This window comes from Microcystis sp. M_OC_Ca_00000000_C217Col (assembly GCF_007095585.1).
Taxonomy (GTDB): Bacteria; Cyanobacteriota; Cyanobacteriia; order Cyanobacteriales; family Microcystaceae; genus Microcystis; species Microcystis panniformis.
On record NZ_SFBV01000264.1, the window covers coordinates 17872 to 32786 of the forward strand.

At 43.3% G+C, this 14915-nt stretch carries 16 protein-coding genes and 1 pseudogene; 14 read left to right on the plus strand and 3 right to left on the minus strand.

Annotation, left to right across the window (positions count from 1 at the left end; translation table 11 throughout):
* Positions 1-16 precede the first annotated feature (16 nt).
* The 3 genes from sigC to EWV66_RS16375 all read right to left on the minus strand — a co-directional run bounded on the left by sigC (position 17) and on the right by EWV66_RS16375 (position 3498).
* Positions 17-1261, minus strand: coding sequence for an RNA polymerase sigma factor SigC (gene sigC / locus EWV66_RS16365; RefSeq protein WP_287108245.1), 1245 nt, complete (start codon positions 1259-1261; stop codon positions 17-19).
* Positions 1262-1421: 160 nt separating this feature from the next.
* Positions 1422-2483 carry an anthranilate phosphoribosyltransferase family protein gene (locus tag EWV66_RS16370; RefSeq protein WP_052275291.1) on the minus strand — a complete coding sequence of 354 codons (1062 nt, stop codon included), beginning with the start codon at positions 2481-2483 and terminating at the stop codon, positions 1422-1424.
* Between the two features lie 67 nt (positions 2484-2550).
* On the minus strand, positions 2551-3498 hold the full coding sequence (locus EWV66_RS16375; RefSeq protein WP_052275292.1) for a LysR family transcriptional regulator: 948 nt from the start codon (positions 3496-3498) through the stop codon (positions 2551-2553).
* A gap of 655 nt (positions 3499-4153) precedes the next feature.
* Between EWV66_RS16375 and EWV66_RS16380 the strand changes: the two genes are divergently transcribed.
* From EWV66_RS16380 to EWV66_RS16445, 14 genes and pseudogenes are all read left to right on the plus strand, one after another.
* Entirely contained in the window at positions 4154-4501 is a 348-nt protein-coding gene (locus EWV66_RS16380) for a hypothetical protein (RefSeq protein ID WP_002763560.1), read from the plus strand.
* Positions 4501-4668, plus strand: a complete 168-nt coding sequence (locus EWV66_RS16385; RefSeq protein WP_002785897.1) for a hypothetical protein — start codon at positions 4501-4503, stop codon at positions 4666-4668. Before EWV66_RS16380 ends, EWV66_RS16385 begins: the two co-directional genes overlap by 1 nt.
* Positions 4669-4752: 84 nt before the next feature.
* Positions 4753-5034 carry a DUF433 domain-containing protein gene (locus EWV66_RS16390; RefSeq protein WP_002785898.1) on the plus strand — a complete coding sequence of 94 codons (282 nt, stop codon included), beginning with the start codon at positions 4753-4755 and terminating at the stop codon, positions 5032-5034.
* 160 nt (positions 5035-5194) lie between these two features.
* Positions 5195-9769 (plus strand): glutamate synthase large subunit, encoded by a 4575-nt coding sequence (gene gltB / locus EWV66_RS16395; protein WP_287108233.1) that lies wholly within the window; start codon positions 5195-5197, stop codon positions 9767-9769.
* Between the two features lie 49 nt (positions 9770-9818).
* Positions 9819-11417: a hypothetical protein gene (locus EWV66_RS16400; RefSeq protein WP_287108231.1), complete on the plus strand. Its 1599-nt coding sequence runs from the start codon at positions 9819-9821 to the stop codon at positions 11415-11417.
* Positions 11418-11539: 122 nt separating this feature from the next.
* Positions 11540-11716 (plus strand): annotated as a pseudogene (locus EWV66_RS16405) (DUF4926 domain-containing protein); the annotation flags it as partial.
* 9 nt (positions 11717-11725) lie between these two features.
* Positions 11726-11965 carry a hypothetical protein gene (locus EWV66_RS16410; protein WP_002791637.1) on the plus strand — a complete coding sequence of 80 codons (240 nt, stop codon included), beginning with the start codon at positions 11726-11728 and terminating at the stop codon, positions 11963-11965.
* A complete protein-coding gene (locus EWV66_RS16415) occupies positions 11965-12393 on the plus strand; it encodes a putative toxin-antitoxin system toxin component, PIN family (RefSeq protein WP_125731730.1) in 429 nt (142 codons plus the stop codon). The genes EWV66_RS16410 and EWV66_RS16415 overlap by 1 nt, the downstream gene beginning before the upstream one ends.
* A 51-nt stretch (positions 12394-12444) precedes the next feature.
* A complete protein-coding gene (locus tag EWV66_RS16420) occupies positions 12445-12600 on the plus strand; it encodes a DUF4926 domain-containing protein (protein ID WP_232023672.1) in 156 nt (51 codons plus the stop codon).
* A gap of 150 nt (positions 12601-12750) precedes the next feature.
* Positions 12751-12999 (plus strand): hypothetical protein, encoded by a 249-nt coding sequence (locus EWV66_RS16425; RefSeq protein ID WP_052275299.1) that lies wholly within the window; start codon positions 12751-12753, stop codon positions 12997-12999.
* Positions 12992-13402 (plus strand): type II toxin-antitoxin system VapC family toxin, encoded by a 411-nt coding sequence (locus EWV66_RS16430; RefSeq protein ID WP_002777101.1) that lies wholly within the window; start codon positions 12992-12994, stop codon positions 13400-13402. Before EWV66_RS16425 ends, EWV66_RS16430 begins: the two co-directional genes overlap by 8 nt.
* Positions 13403-13590: 188 nt before the next feature.
* Positions 13591-13833: a hypothetical protein gene (locus EWV66_RS16435; protein WP_052275300.1), complete on the plus strand. Its 243-nt coding sequence runs from the start codon at positions 13591-13593 to the stop codon at positions 13831-13833.
* A 33-nt stretch (positions 13834-13866) separates the two neighbouring features.
* Positions 13867-14112 carry a ribbon-helix-helix domain-containing protein gene (locus tag EWV66_RS16440; RefSeq protein WP_052275301.1) on the plus strand — a complete coding sequence of 82 codons (246 nt, stop codon included), beginning with the start codon at positions 13867-13869 and terminating at the stop codon, positions 14110-14112.
* A complete protein-coding gene (locus EWV66_RS16445; protein ID WP_052275302.1) occupies positions 14109-14534 on the plus strand; it encodes a putative toxin-antitoxin system toxin component, PIN family in 426 nt (141 codons plus the stop codon). Before EWV66_RS16440 ends, EWV66_RS16445 begins: the two co-directional genes overlap by 4 nt.
* Positions 14535-14915 lie beyond the last annotated feature (381 nt).

Sequence of the window (14915 nt, forward strand, 5' to 3'; positions counted from 1 at the left end):
TGTCAGCATACCCTAACTAACTCAAAGCTTCAAAATAATCGCGAATTTGATGACCTCGCCCGGATTGACGCAATTTTTGCAAAGCTTTCGACTCAATTTGTCGTACCCTTTCCCGGGATAATTCCAAAGTGCGACCGATATCGGCTAAAGAATGGGATTTACCATCGAGAAAACCATAGCGCAATTCAATCACTTCTCGTTCGCGAGTGGTTAAATCTGCCAATAATTCTCTGATATCTCTTTGCAAAGATTCATAGACAAAATGATTTTCTGAAGACACTGCTTCGGTTTCCAAAAGGTCTATTAATTCCGTATCTTTTTCCTTACCTACCTTAATTTCCAAGGAAACCGAACGCGGCACTGTCATCAACACTTCCCGCACAGCTTCAGGAGTCACAGCTAACTCTTGGGCAATTTCCTCTACGGTCGCAGTGCGACCGCGGATTTGGGAGATTTTCCGTTGTGCCTTCTTAATTTTGTTGAGTTTTTCGGTAATATGAACTGGTAAGCGAATCATCCGGCTTTGAGTTGCGACCGCTCTCGTCATTTCTTGACGGATCCACCAGTAGGCATAGGTACTAAAACGATAGCCTTTGGTGGGATCAAATTTCTTGACGGCCCGTTCTAAACCCAGGGTTCCCTCTTGAATCAAATCCAATAATTCTAAACCGCGATTCTGATATTTTTTGGCCACCGACACCACCAGACGTAAATTGGCCTTGATCATTTGTTCTTTGGCACGGGTACCAAGGGCAATAATTTCTTCTAATTCCCCCACTTCTAAGCCCGCTAGGTGCGCCCAACGCTGTTTTCCTGCTTTTAAAGCATTTTTTAACTCAGACACGCTGATTTGGGCAGTTTTTGCCCAACGTTCTAGGGAAGGACGATGGGCTAACCGAGCGGTTAGCTGATCGCGCACCTCAATTAACTTGACAAATTGCTGTACTTGTGCATCACCTTGTTTAACGGCGGCGGCGCATAATTTCAGTAAAGACAGATGACGCTGTACCTGTTGCGCTTGTTCAACTTCCTCGTCCCGTTTGAGCAGAGGCACTCTGCCAATGTCTTGTAGGTATAAACGTACTAAATCGGTAGTTGTGCCGTTGCTGTAGCTTTTTTCGGGACTAGATACTAAATCATCTTCCAAATCACTGCCGAGAAAATCTTCATCCAGGTCGATCGAGTTTTCCTTCAATTTTAGGACAGAAAAAGAGGGAGAGATAAATTCAGTTTCGAGCGTCGAGGGGTTAATTGCAGACATGATGGCTTCTCTACGGCGACTGTGATAGGAATTAGAAACTTTTAAATCGTTTTCCGTAGTCATAGCTTTCCCACTTAAGCGAGGAAATGATGCAGTTGGGAAAATTTTTTTCTCAAAAGTATTTATAATGGAGTGATTTTCCTGACAGTCCTATTCCTATCTATTCCTGATTTTCCAGATAATTACTGATCTCTTCTAGTTTAGCCAGGGCTTTTCCCGACTGTAAACATTGTTGTGCTTGCTGGAAAGCCGTGGGGATATCTGGGGCAATTCCACAGCGCCAAAGATAAAAACCACCGTTAAAAATTGCCGCATCGGTTAATTCGTTATTTTCTCCGGCTAATAAACCCTTTAATTTAGCGGTGAGCATCTCTAAAGATTCGAGGGGATAATCTGAGGGACAGAAGCCATAATCGCGAGGATTTAGGAAAAATCGCTGAAAGGAAGGGGGGTCGGTGGGATTTCCCAGACCAATAATCGCCGTCCGATTACAGGCTAAATCACAACTCCCCTCTAATCCTTTCACGGTGGTGAAATGAGAGATATTTCTCAGGGCAAAAGTTTCGCAAAAACGATCTTCGGTGGGGGGGTGAACAAAACCCGATATTTGATGAATATTACCGACAAAAGGCGACCACATTAACTCTACCGTGGCCATGGGCGGACGTTTACCGATTTGCTCCCGATAGGTGATGAAATTCTGTACTAGGGGAAAATGGCGCGGAATATAGAAAAAAGTCAATCCTGTGGTGATTAAACAGTCTTTCACTGCTGCTAAGGATAATTGACTAAAATCTGCTCCTAATTGCTGCCAGATTTCCCTCAGGGAAATGCCGTATTTAGTTGGCATTCGATCGCCCCCGTGCAGGACTACGGGAATCCCCGCCGCCGCTAAGATTAAAGTAGTGATCGGGGTAACTGGGGCAGTGCGAGAGCGTCCATCGTAGGGATTGCCAAAAATAGCGATCGGATGCTGAAAAGAGGCTGATTCTAGGGTTATTTGCGGGCCAAGCTCGGCGTAGGCATCAAGCATTCCCGCTAACTCATCGCTGGTGGGGCGTTTAATGCGATGGGCAATCATAAAAGCACCGATTTGGGCCGGAGTTGCTTCTTGGGTTAACATCATCTTGGTGGCCATCGCCGCTTCAGGACGGGTTAGATTTTTGCCCGTATGGGTGCCACTACCGATCGCTTTTAATAATTCTCGAAAAGTATCGCTCATCTCAAGGAAGAAAATAAAGAGTAAATAGGATTGATGGGGATTCTTAAGGCTTTACAGGGGGATTTTCTCAGCTTTTAACCACACTTTGCTTCATTTGCCGCACTAATTGACAAAAATGAGCGATCGGTGGTATCTGTAGGCGATCGCTGGTGGTGACAAGGACTACCTGACGGGTGAGACGATGACTAAATTTACCATTATTAAGATGGGGATTTTCGCTACTAGGGGAAGCAAGAGGACGAATGGCGAGGGTGGCATCGCTACGGGCCTCCATCAGGGCAGATTGAGGCAGAAGAGCGATAATATTACCCTGACGCACCACACCGCGAAAAGCATCAAGGGTGTTTAATTCCATGACAGTTTTTAGGTGGGCATCCTGACGGGAAAACCATTCTTGTACTAATCTTTGCATTCCGTAGCCATCTTTGAAAACCACTTGCGGATAGGGGATTAATTCCGACCATGGCACTTCTTTGTATTGGGCAAGGGGATGATTAGCGGCCATGAGAATTTCGATCGCTTCTTCGTATAATATTTCTACCACCATCTCCGGGCTAGAGGTGAGAAAACGATTATTCATTACCAAGGCCAGATCTACTAAACCATCCCGCAGCACTTTTAAGGCGCGATCACTGCCTAGGGCTGTAACTCTTAACTGAACTTCTGGGTATTCAGCACAAAATTTCGGCAAAATCGGCGGTAAATAATGGGCGCAGACGGAATGAATCGCCGCCACGCACAATTCTGGCTGTTTTCCCGCCTGTAGGTCAGTGATTTCCTCGTGAACATTCGTCCATTCTTGACAAATTCGTTTCGCCCGGGGTAGCAATTTCTCCCCGGCAATGGTTAATTTCGCTTGGGCGGTACGATGGAAAAGAGGTAAGCCCAAATCGGTTTCTAGGGATTGAATCTGGCGGCTGATAGTCGATTGGGTGACTCCACACTGGCGCGCCGCTTGACCGAAATTGCCCGTATCGGCTACGGCTAAAAAGGCTTGCAACTGCTCGATCCGCATTCTTTCTGGTTTTAATTACATTCCGTCATGACCTTATGACGATAACGAATTTTATTGGGACTTTTGGTAGAAATTGCTACCGTTTTCTCAGTTATCAGCTTCTGAAGGCAAGAGGCAACAGGCACTCGTGCAAAAGACAGAATCTGGCAATTCTCCTACCTCAAAAGAAGGTTAGAAACTAAGCACATCAAAGCTTTTAGCTTAACCAATTAGGGTCTGCGGCAAAAAGTTTTTCCTGGGGGCAGGGTGTGGGGTGTGGGGTGTAGGGTTTTACCGATTTTGAGGTAGTCAGTTACCTAATTTTCAGGGCAAAAGTCCCAGAATTTTACCCCCGATCCCTCCAATGGTCGGCACTTTTTGAGGGAAAAAAAGTCTAAAAGTCTTACCCAACAAGGTTTTTAGATTTTTTCAGCCAACCGTAAATAGGATTGATGGGGATTCTTACGGCTGGACAGGGGGATTTTCTCAGCTTTTAACCAGACTTTGCTTCATTTGCCGCACTAATTGACAAAAATGAGCGTTCGAGAGGCTATCTATGTGTGATCGATCGCTTCTATTCGAGTTATCGAATTTTCCCAATCAAACCGATCCGATCGGTCTTCGTGCGGCCTGTTTTTGCTAGGTTAAAATCGTCCCCTGTGTTATTTTTCAATTTATGCCTTTACCGTCCCAATTAACTGCGCTCGTAGAAAGGATTGATCGAGAACTAGATCGCCTAGAAAGTGACGGGAGAGAAGCGATCAAAATCGGTACAGATCTGTTAAATCGTTTTCCCGATAATTTTACATTAATTCAATTGATGGCTTTTGTGAATACTAGCTTATTTTACGCTGATCGCGCAAGGAATCAAATCCGCGAGCGTGTGGAAAGTGTTGATCGATCAGAACCGACCCCAGCAAATTTACAGGAGGCCGGGGAAGATATCTCGATCGAGTTAGGACGTATTTTAGAGACTAGAATAAGGGTGACGCAGGTTAAAAATCGCTTGGAGGGTTTACGGTGATGGAAAGAAAAGAAACAGGACTAAATGAACGGGAACTAGAGGAAATTCTGGAAATGGCACGGGATGCGGCGGAAAAAGCCCGATCAATGTGCGAGGTAATTACAGAAAATTCTAAAAAATGGCGGGAGAGAGCGAAACAATCGCCGCAAGTGAGAGCGGGTGGCTGAAGTAACCGAACCGATATTTATTGGGAATAGTCAGGGGTTCGATCGATACGATAAACTAAACGATATCCACTCCAGAAAACCGCGATGGTTCAAGCGACCGAATATCTCTATATCGTTCGAGACGACGAGATTTTACACGGGGAACCAATTATCAAAGGAACGCGTACACCCGTCCGCGCCATCGTCGAAACTTGGCGTCTGGGGGTCGCTCCCGAAGAAATCCCCCTAGGAATGCCCCATCTGACGTTAAGTCAGGTCTTCAGTGCGTTGACCTATTACAGCGACCATCTAGAGGAAATTAAGGCTTATATCGAGCATAACCGCATTCCCGACGACTTAATCGATCCGCTGCTAAAAAATTCGTGAATAATCTCTTCGGCATAAAGGAACCCTTGTGACATCGGAACATTTCCTTAAGATATAAGACCGAAGGTCCAGTCTGGATACAGAATTGATATACCTAGAATCGCTACTCTGGCTCACCCTCTAGGCCATTCCCTTCCAGACTGCTAGGCTATCAGACAAAATGAATAACAATCAAACTCCACGGAAACAAGGACTATACGATCCCCGATTTGAACATGATGCTTGTGGTGTCGGTTTTATCGTTCATAAAACGGGTAAAAAGTCCCACGATATTGTTGAACAGGCCTTAACAATTCTACTAAACCTCGATCACCGTGGCGCGTGCGGTGCGGAAAAAAATACCGGAGATGGGGCGGGTATTTTGTGCCAAATCCCTGACCTATTTTTCCGGAAAGTGACCAGCAATCTAGGTTTTACCTTACCAGCAGCGGGACAATACGGGGTAGGAATGCTCTACACGGCCCCTGATGCGGAAATTCGCGGGAAAAGTCGCCAGGAATTCGAGAAAATCGCCGCCGAAGAGGGGTTAAAAGTTCTCGGTTGGCGTGATGTTCCCACGGATAACTCTAGTTTAGGCAATTCGGCCAGATCTACCGAACCCTTTATCGAACAGGTTTTTATCGAACGCAATGCCAATTTAAGTGATGATCTGGCCTTTGAACGCAAATTATACGTTATTCGCAAGCGTTCCCACCTCAGTCGTCAATCTTTTAATCGTTACTGGTATCCTTGCAGTATTTCTAGTCGTACCATTGTCTATAAAGGGCAATTAATGCCGGTACAGGTGGGTGACTATTTCCCCGATTTACACGACCCCGACTTTCAAAGCGCTTTAGGATTAGTCCATTCCCGTTTTAGTACCAATACCTTCCCCAGTTGGGAACGCGCCCACCCCTACCGTTATATTGCCCACAATGGCGAAATTAATACCCTGCGAGGTAATATTAACTGGATGCACGCCCGTCAGTCGATGTTTGCCTCACCCTTATTCGGGGAAGACATCAAAAAAATCCAGCCGGTTATTAATATCGAGGGTAGTGACTCCTTAATTTTTGATAATGCCCTAGAATTAATGGTTTTATCGGGGCGTTCTCTCCCTCACGCTGTCATGATGATGATTCCTGAACCCTGGGCAGCCCACGAATCAATGAGTGATGAGAAAAAAGCCTTTTATGAATACCATTCCTGTTTGATGGAACCCTGGGATGGTCCAGCCTCGATCGCTTTTACCGATGGTACGATGATGGGAGCAGTGTTGGACCGCAATGGTTTACGTCCTTCCCGTTACTACGTCACCAAGGATGACCTAGTAATTATGGCATCGGAAGCGGGAGTTTTACCCATTGAACCGGAACGCGTCGCTTTCAAAGGTCGTCTGCAACCCGGCCGGATGTTCCTTGTGGATATGAAAGAAGGTCGTATCGTGGCCGATGAGGAGATAAAAGAAGCTATTGCCAAAGCTCATCCCTATCGCCAGTGGTTAACCGAAAATTTAGTCAATTTAGACGATTTACCTGCGGTGGAAACTGCCCCACCGGAAACTGCTGTTTCCCTAATTCAACAGCAAACCGCTTTCGGTTACACTTTTGAGGAATTACGTCTTTTATTAGCCCCCATGGGCCGGGATGGAGTGGAAGCAGTGGGTTCCATGGGTTCCGATACACCCCTAGCCGTCTTGTCCGATCGGCCAAAACTGCTTTATGATTACTTTCAGCAGTTATTCGCCCAAGTCACTAACCCCCCGATTGACTCGATTCGCGAAGAAATTATCACCTCTCCCATCACCACTATCGGTGCGGAGAGAAATCTCTTGGATCCGCAGCCGGAAAGCTGTCACCTGATTAAACTTAACTCTCCCATCCTCACTAACGCCCAATTAGCGCGTTTACAGGGCAATAGCGAATTTAACACCGTGACTATTCCCATTCTCTTCGATCCCACTTCGGGAGTCGAGGGGATGCGTAGCACAATTGAGGCAATTTGTCAAGAGGTGGACGAGGCAATTTTAGCGGGCGCGAGTATTATTATTTTAAGCGATCGAGGTATCGATAAAAATCACGCCCCGATTCCCTCACTGCTGGCGGTTGCTGGTTTACACCATCATCTCATCCGGCAGGGAACCCGCACCAGAGTCGGTCTTGTCTTGGAATCCGGCGAACCCCGGGAAGTACATCACTACGCCCTTCTCCTCGGTTATGGTTGCGGTGCGATTAATCCCTATCTAGCCTTTGCCACCCTCGGCAGTATGATCGAGGAAGGTTTATTGGTGGGAGTTGACCACCAGACCGCCTGTAAAAACTACATAAAAGCCGCCACCAAGGGCGTAATTAAAGTGGCCTCTAAAATTGGCATTTCTACCCTGCAAAGCTACCGTGGGGCGCAAATATTCGAGGCTATCGGCTTAAATCGATCGGTAGTCGATCGCTATTTTACTTGGACAGCTTCCCGCATTGAAGGGGCCGATTTAGAAATTATTGCCAAAGAATCCCTACTCAGACACGGCCACGCTTTCCCCGACCGGGATGTTAATGTGCATACCCTCGATATTGGCGGTGAATATCAATGGCGTAAAGACGGGGAAGCCCATCTTTTTAGCCCAGAAACCATTCATACCCTGCAACAAGCGGTAAAATTGGGCAAATACGACCTCTTTAAGAAATATTCCCAACTGGTCAACCAACAAAATCAAAAATTCTTCACCCTGCGGGGACTATTAACCTTTAAAAACCGGGAAAGTATCCCCATCGAAGAAGTGGAACCGATTGAAGCGATTATGAAACGCTTTAAAACCGGGGCCATGAGTTACGGGTCCATTTCCAAAGAGGCCCACGAATCCCTCGCTATTGCCATGAATCGTATCGGTGGCAAGTCGAACACCGGGGAAGGAGGCGAAGATTCTGAGCGCTACACTTGGACAAATGAACGGGGAGACTCGAAAAATAGTGCCATTAAACAGGTAGCTTCCGGCCGTTTTGGTGTCACCAGTCTTTACCTCTCCCAAGCGCGAGAATTGCAGATAAAAATGGCCCAGGGGGCAAAACCGGGCGAAGGCGGTCAATTACCGGGTAAAAAAGTCTATCCTTGGATTGCCAAAGTCCGTCACTCCACCCCCGGAGTTGGTTTAATCTCTCCCCCACCCCACCACGATATCTACTCGATTGAAGACCTAGCGGAGTTGATTCATGACCTAAAAAATGCCAATCGCGCGGCCAGAGTGAGCGTAAAACTGGTTTCTGAGGTGGGAGTTGGCACAATCGCCGCCGGAGTCGCTAAAGCTCACGCCGACGTGGTTTTAATCTCTGGTTTCGATGGTGGGACCGGTGCCTCACCCCAAACCTCGATTAAACACGCGGGTTTACCCTGGGAGTTGGGACTAGCAGAAACCCATCAAACATTGGTGTTAAATAATCTTCGCAGTCGCATTGCGGTGGAAACCGATGGCCAGATGAAAACCGGCCGCGATGTGGTGGTAGCGACGCTATTGGGGGCCGAAGAATTCGGTTTTTCGACCGCGCCACTGGTAACGTTAGGCTGTATTATGATGCGGGTTTGTCATCTTAATACCTGTCCGGCGGGGGTAGCGACCCAGGATCCGTTATTACGGAAGAATTTCATCGGAGATCCCGAATATACGGTGAATTTCATGAAATTTATCGCCCAGGAAGTGCGGGAAATTATGGCCGAATTGGGATTCCGCACCTTAAATGAAATGGTGGGGCGAACTGATGTATTAGAGCCAAAACAGGCTGTAGAACATTGGAAAGCGAAAGGAATTGACCTAACTCCGATTCTCTATCAACCGGAGGTAGATGCAGAGGTAGGGCGTTATTGCCAGATTCCCCAGGACCACGGTTTAGATAAGTCCTTGGATATAACCGTTTTACTGGATTTATGCAAGGATGCCATTGAAAAAGGCGAAAAAGTCAAGGCGACACTACCGATTAAAAATATTAACCGCGTGGTGGGGACGATTTTAGGCAACGAAATCACTAAACGTCACTGGGAGGGTTTACCCGAAGATACCGTACATCTCCATTTTCAGGGCAGCGCGGGGCAGAGTTTCGGTGCTTTTGTTCCCAAAGGGGTGACACTGGAGTTAGAAGGGGATGCCAATGATTATGTGGGTAAGGGTTTAAGCGGTGGCAAAATCATCGTTTATCCGCCCAAAGGTTCCACTTTTGTGGCCGAGGAGAATATTATCATCGGTAATGTGGCTTTATACGGTGCAACCAGTGGTGAGGTGTATATTTCTGGGGTTGCTGGGGAACGTTTTGGGGTGCGTAACTCTGGGGTGACTACGGTAGTTGAGTCGGTTGGCGACCACGCTTGCGAGTATATGACGGGGGGTAAAGTCGTTGTTTTAGGGCCCACCGGTCGCAATTTCGCCGCCGGAATGAGTGGTGGTGTCGCCTACGTCCTCGATGAGTCGGGGGATTTCGCCACTCGTTGCAATACCCAAATGGTGGCTTTAGAGGCGCTAGAAGGGGAAGAAATCAACGATTTACGCGAGTTAATTCAACGCCATGCTGATTACACCCAAAGTCAAAAAGCGTCCCTAGTTTTAGCAAATTGGTCGGAAATGTTGCCCAAGTTTGTTAAAGTAATGCCCAAGGATTATAAGCGGATGTTGCAGTGTATTAAAGAGGCGTTAGATTCTGGTTTAACCGGCGATTCTGCCCTCGATGCGGCTTTTGAAGCCAACGCCCGCGATGTGGCGAGAATCGGCGGTAGTTAGGGTTTTATGGGGGCTGAATAAGCCCCCTATTGTATAGATACGGCAAAATATGGTCAAAAATCAACTTCCTAATATAAATTCTTTGCAAGCTCTAAATCGTTTAGAACTTCAGATTCAAAGTTCTTTTAAAAAAATTAAGCTAGGAGATGCCTTATATTCTTTACACAGGTTAAAAAATCAACATTCACAGCTTAACGCAACTACGCCAGAACTTTTACCTTTTTTAAATGCTGGCGCGGCTTTGTTTGCTATCAGATTTTGCACTCCTAGTAAAGTAGAAACAAGAATTAAATATCACGATCTTAGATGTTTGGTAAATTTAACTTTAAAATATTTACAGGCAGATCCGATAATTTTTGATGAAGAACTTAAAAATGAATTTATTAATTCTAACCCTGTTTTTTTAATGCTCCGTTTAGTTAGTCATCAGTTCCCATTTCGACCGAATATTTTTGGTCAATTTGCACGTCCAGTTATTCTATTCGACGAGATACCCAGACAATTAAATGACTTACCTAATATTCCTAAATTTGATTTTGCAAAAAAATTTCAGGAAATTAGCGATGTTTCTTTGAGGGACTTTATTAATACTGGTTTTTGTATATATAGTTTTTCTTCTAGGCATTTTAGTATTAGTAGAAACTATTTTAAAGTTGCTCGTAAAAAAGGTTTAAGTCTTCCAGACGATTATTCTATCAATAAAATTTTATTACAACTTTCGGCGGATAAATCAAAGTTTGTAAATCTATATGAAGAAAGAAAAAATGAAGATGATAGGTTCAAAGCCTATAATTTCAATCCACTGCTACAGTATCCACTTATTAAACCTTGTCAGAATAAACAATTTTCAATATTAGAAAAAGACTTTATTCATGCACCAGTTCCTGACTTAATAGCTTCGAGAATTTCATCAGGAATTTTTTATCAAATGTTTAATTACTATAAACAAGAATTTTCATCTTATTTTGGTTATGTTTTTGAAAGATATGTTGGAATTATTCTCAAAGAGTGTATATTTTCAGAAACATTATTTTCGGAGGAAAAAATTCGTACTTTCTATCCAATCAATAAAGGTAAATCTCCTGATTGGATACTGCAAGACGGTTCAACTTTAATCCTTTTTGAATGCAAAGCAACACGCTTTTCTAGAGCGGCACAAGCTATCGCTAGTGAAGATCACATTAATTCTAGTCTGGTACAAATAACGAAAGGATTAAAACAACTAGCAAGCTTTATTTCAGAGTGTCAGAAAAAAACGGTCGAGCTTAGTTGTTTTCACAATTGTAATACTTTTATACCTGTTATTGTTTCTTTGGAACCTTTATATCTTATCAATAGCCATTTGTTTCGAGAACATTTAGATAGTTTATTAATCCAAGAGGGAGTCAATAAGTTTGACTGGAGAATATTGTCTATAGATGAACTAGAGTTGCTACAGGTACATCTTTCTACAGATTATAAATTAATACAAATGCTTGATGATTTATTAAATGAAACCTTTAATAATCTTTTGATAAGATTAAGCACTCAAACTGGAAAAAAATTTCAAGATTCCTTTTTATATCCCAAACAGGAAGAAATATTTCAAAGGCTAGGTGTATGGAACAGATTAAAACAATATTTAGCATTAAATCCAGATAATGATTAATCTACGAACACTATAAGTTTATGAAGGCATAAAAACAGTAACAGGCTTATGATTTAGTTGATAAGACAAATATCAGCTTGATTTTATCACAAGATATTCCCGAAGAATGATTATCTGCGGGGGACGTGGGAACATTAGTAGAAAAACATCAAATTGAGGGATTAGAAACGGGGTATATTGTCGAGTTTTTCGATAGGTTGGGAAAAACGATTACTGTTGTCACCATGGCCGAAAATTCCCTCCAGTTCCCCACCCCGCTAAGGACTCGTGTTAAACTGATTAATCATGCTGGTGTCTAGAAGCGACCTATGCCGAACTTAACCTTAAGCAACGAACAAGTAATCGAATTAGTCAAACAACTCCCCGAAGCACAGCAACAGGAAGTTTATAAAATTCTCATTCTCAGTCAGTGGAGACAGTTGGAACCAGTATTTAATGAAGGAGCAGAAAGAGCTAGAATCGTAGCCAAAGAACGCGGCTATGATTGGGATACTATGACCGAAGACGAAAGAGAAGAATTTATCGATGAAATCGTTCACGAAAAATAGTGACCTATGTAGTTGTTTTTGATACAAATATATTAATCTCTGCTTGGCTGTCTAAAAGCAGCCCTACATTTTCCTGCTTATCGTTAGCGAAGACGGGATCGGTATCTTCAGTAACCTGCCAAGAGATTTTAGACGAATTAACCGAAAAACTTCAGCAGAAATTTCAAATATCTGAACGGGGACTTAGAGAATATATCGCGGAAATTCGTCAATTTTCTAGCCTTGTTCCGATAACAAGACAACTGAGAGCGGTTCCCAACGATCCCGATGACGATATGATCATAGAATGTGCGATCGCTGGCAAGGCTACCCATATTATCACGGGGGACAAACATCTTCTTTCACTGGTTGAATATCAAAATATTCAGATCGTAAAAGCAAAAGATTTTCTAGATTTCTTAACTCGAAATAATAACCATCAATTATGAACTTTACTCAATGGGATTTTATTAAAAGATATTCGCGAAGCAAGATTATCCGTGGGAGACGTGGGGACATTGGTAGAAAAACATCAAATCGAGGGATTAGAAACCGGGTATAGTGTCGAATTTTTCGATAGGTTGGGAAAAACGATTACTGTTGTCACCCTGCCCGAAAATTCCCTCCGTTTCCCCACCCACGAGGATCGACCTTGACCCTACAGGACTGATATTTTCCCATCTTTAGCAGAATATCGGCATCTAGAAGAGGGTGCGATCGTGCGGTATTTATAGTTGAGAGGGTGTGTTACACTAGCCTTAAGGCACTGTGTAGGCCGTACTCGAATTACTTCTTAACAATCCATTATGATAAAAAATCTACGAGTTAGTTATGATGGAATGGTTTTCCGTCCCGAAGAAAAGATTGAATTAGAACCCAATACCCATTACATCATCCAAATTATTTCTCGGGAAGACCCACTAGAAAATAACCCTAAAAATGCTTGGGAACTGTTAGAAGAAATGGCTGGCACCTATGAAGCTCCAGAAGATTGGTCAAGGGAACACGATCATTATTTATATGATACTCCCAAAAGAAATATAAGCGATGAATAAGTCGAAACTTTTTTTAGATACGGTCTTTATCCAAGCAATTCTCAATCCTCATGATCAATATCATCAAATTGCTATGCAGTTCCTCCCCTATGTAAAAAATGCAACAGCAGTTTGGGTTACTGAAGCCATTTTTATGGAGGTTGGTAATGCTCTTAGTCATTACAATCGTCCTAAGGTTTCTGCCTTTATCAAGCAATGCTATCAAACCGATAATTTATTCGTTGTTACTATCACTTCTACTCTTTTTCAAAAAGGCTTAAAGCTCTACGAATCAAGAGCTGATAAAAGCTGGGGATTAGTAGATTGTTTTTCTTTTATTGTTATGGAAGAAAATCAAATTACCGACGCTTTAACTTCAGATGTTCATTTTATTCAAGCAGGTTTTCAAGCTTTACTACGATAATTAATTAGCGATCACCATTTAGTTAAAGATATAATTTTACGGCAAGCGCGAAGATGAAAGGACTTTCTAGGCCGATAATTTCTCGATTCTAACCGATCGAAGCCCAGAAGGGATAGGCGAACAGAAAACCCTCTCCATTAAAGACCCGTGTTAAAATCGTTAATCATGCTATTGTCTAGAAGCGACCTATGCCGAACTTAACCTTAAGCAACGAACAAGTAATCGAATTAGTCAAACAACTCCCCGAAGCACAGCAACAGGAACTATTTAGATTCCTCATCCAGCGTCAGTGGGGAAATATGGAAGCTATAACCGATTACGGAAGCCAACAGGCAAAAATCGTCGCAGAAGAACGCGGCTACGATTGGGAGACAATGACGGAAGAGGAAAGAGAAGAATTTATCGATGAAATCGTTCACGAACCATCATAATATCCACCGAATTATACAGGACAATATTTTACCATGAATATTACCTTAAATCCCGAATTAGAACAATTAATTAACTCTCAATTAGCGACCGGAAACTATAACAGCGTTGAAGATTTATTAAAAGACGCTTTGTTAAATTTAGCGGACAAACAAAACCGTCAGACTTTAAGCCAAAAAGTTAAAGAACTCTTTGATAAAACTCAATCTTTATCTTGGGTTCAGGAGATTACCGAAGAAGATATCGCCGCAGAAATTGAAGCCTATCGGAGAGGCGAATGAAAGTCGTGATCGATACGAATATTCTACTCTCGGCAATTTTAAAAGGAAGGTTGCCGAGAACGGTTATACAATTCGTGATCGAGTCTAATAAAATCGAATGGATTGTTTCCGAAGCTATTTTAACTGAATATAAAGATGTTGTCAGCCGTCCTAAGTTTAAGCTGTCGGAAGGAGTGATAAGAGAATGGTATAAGGTTTTCGATACATTTCCTAGATTAATTGATGTTCACAGCACCGTTGATTTCCCTAGAGATCGATCGGATGCTAAATTTCTAGCTTGTGCTATGGCGAGTGATGCTGATTTTTTGATCACAGGTGATAAAGACTTTGAAGAAGTAGATAATTTAGGATCGACAACTATAATTTCTGCCTCAGAATTTAAAGCACTCGTGATCGATCCCGTTGCGGATGAAGAATCTTGAAATCCTGTTGATCCCGCGATACTCAATCGAAGGAGTCTTTATGATAAAAAGGAAGGGTAATCAGCGCCTCCCTATGTTCTGGTGTGATGGCAAGGATAAGTACCTAGGCAAAATTATTTACACATGACGATCATTGCCCCGTAAGGGTTTTAGCTCGATCGGGCAGGTAATTAATTTTGCATGACTACTTATTAAATTGATATTGATTAAGGCATAAGTAGCTGGTTATAATTAAAGGCTCTTCGGTTTGTGTTATGCAATGGACGGGGGTTATAAGGGATGGAACCCTTATAGAGAAAGGCATGGCTGCGATTTTTGTCAATTGTTTTTGCTCTAGAGCGAACTAATCAATTAAGTCTCTTGCCAGATAAGGATTTAGTC

Excerpts from the sequence above, each read along its gene's own strand:
- EWV66_RS16445 (WP_052275302.1), top strand. The coding sequence starts at position 14,109 with ATGAAAGTCGTGATCGATACGAATATTCTACTCTCGGCAATTTTAAAA.
- EWV66_RS16370 (WP_052275291.1), bottom strand. The coding sequence starts at position 2,483 with ATGAGCGATACTTTTCGAGAATTATTAAAAGCGATCGGTAGTGGCACC.
- EWV66_RS16375 (WP_052275292.1), bottom strand. The coding sequence starts at position 3,498 with ATGCGGATCGAGCAGTTGCAAGCCTTTTTAGCCGTAGCCGATACGGGC.
- EWV66_RS16435 (WP_052275300.1), top strand. The coding sequence starts at position 13,591 with ATGCCGAACTTAACCTTAAGCAACGAACAAGTAATCGAATTAGTCAAA.
- EWV66_RS16410 (WP_002791637.1), top strand. The coding sequence starts at position 11,726 with ATGCCGAACTTAACCTTAAGCAACGAACAAGTAATCGAATTAGTCAAA.
- EWV66_RS16385 (WP_002785897.1), top strand. The coding sequence starts at position 4,501 with ATGGAAAGAAAAGAAACAGGACTAAATGAACGGGAACTAGAGGAAATT.
- sigC (WP_287108245.1), bottom strand. The coding sequence starts at position 1,261 with ATGTCTGCAATTAACCCCTCGACGCTCGAAACTGAATTTATCTCTCCC.
- EWV66_RS16380 (WP_002763560.1), top strand. The coding sequence starts at position 4,154 with ATGCCTTTACCGTCCCAATTAACTGCGCTCGTAGAAAGGATTGATCGA.
- EWV66_RS16425 (WP_052275299.1), top strand. The coding sequence starts at position 12,751 with ATGATAAAAAATCTACGAGTTAGTTATGATGGAATGGTTTTCCGTCCC.
- EWV66_RS16390 (WP_002785898.1), top strand. The coding sequence starts at position 4,753 with ATGGTTCAAGCGACCGAATATCTCTATATCGTTCGAGACGACGAGATT.
- EWV66_RS16430 (WP_002777101.1), top strand. The coding sequence starts at position 12,992 with ATGAATAAGTCGAAACTTTTTTTAGATACGGTCTTTATCCAAGCAATT.
- EWV66_RS16400 (WP_287108231.1), top strand. The coding sequence starts at position 9,819 with ATGGTCAAAAATCAACTTCCTAATATAAATTCTTTGCAAGCTCTAAAT.
- gltB (WP_287108233.1), top strand. The coding sequence starts at position 5,195 with ATGAATAACAATCAAACTCCACGGAAACAAGGACTATACGATCCCCGA.
- EWV66_RS16440 (WP_052275301.1), top strand. The coding sequence starts at position 13,867 with ATGAATATTACCTTAAATCCCGAATTAGAACAATTAATTAACTCTCAA.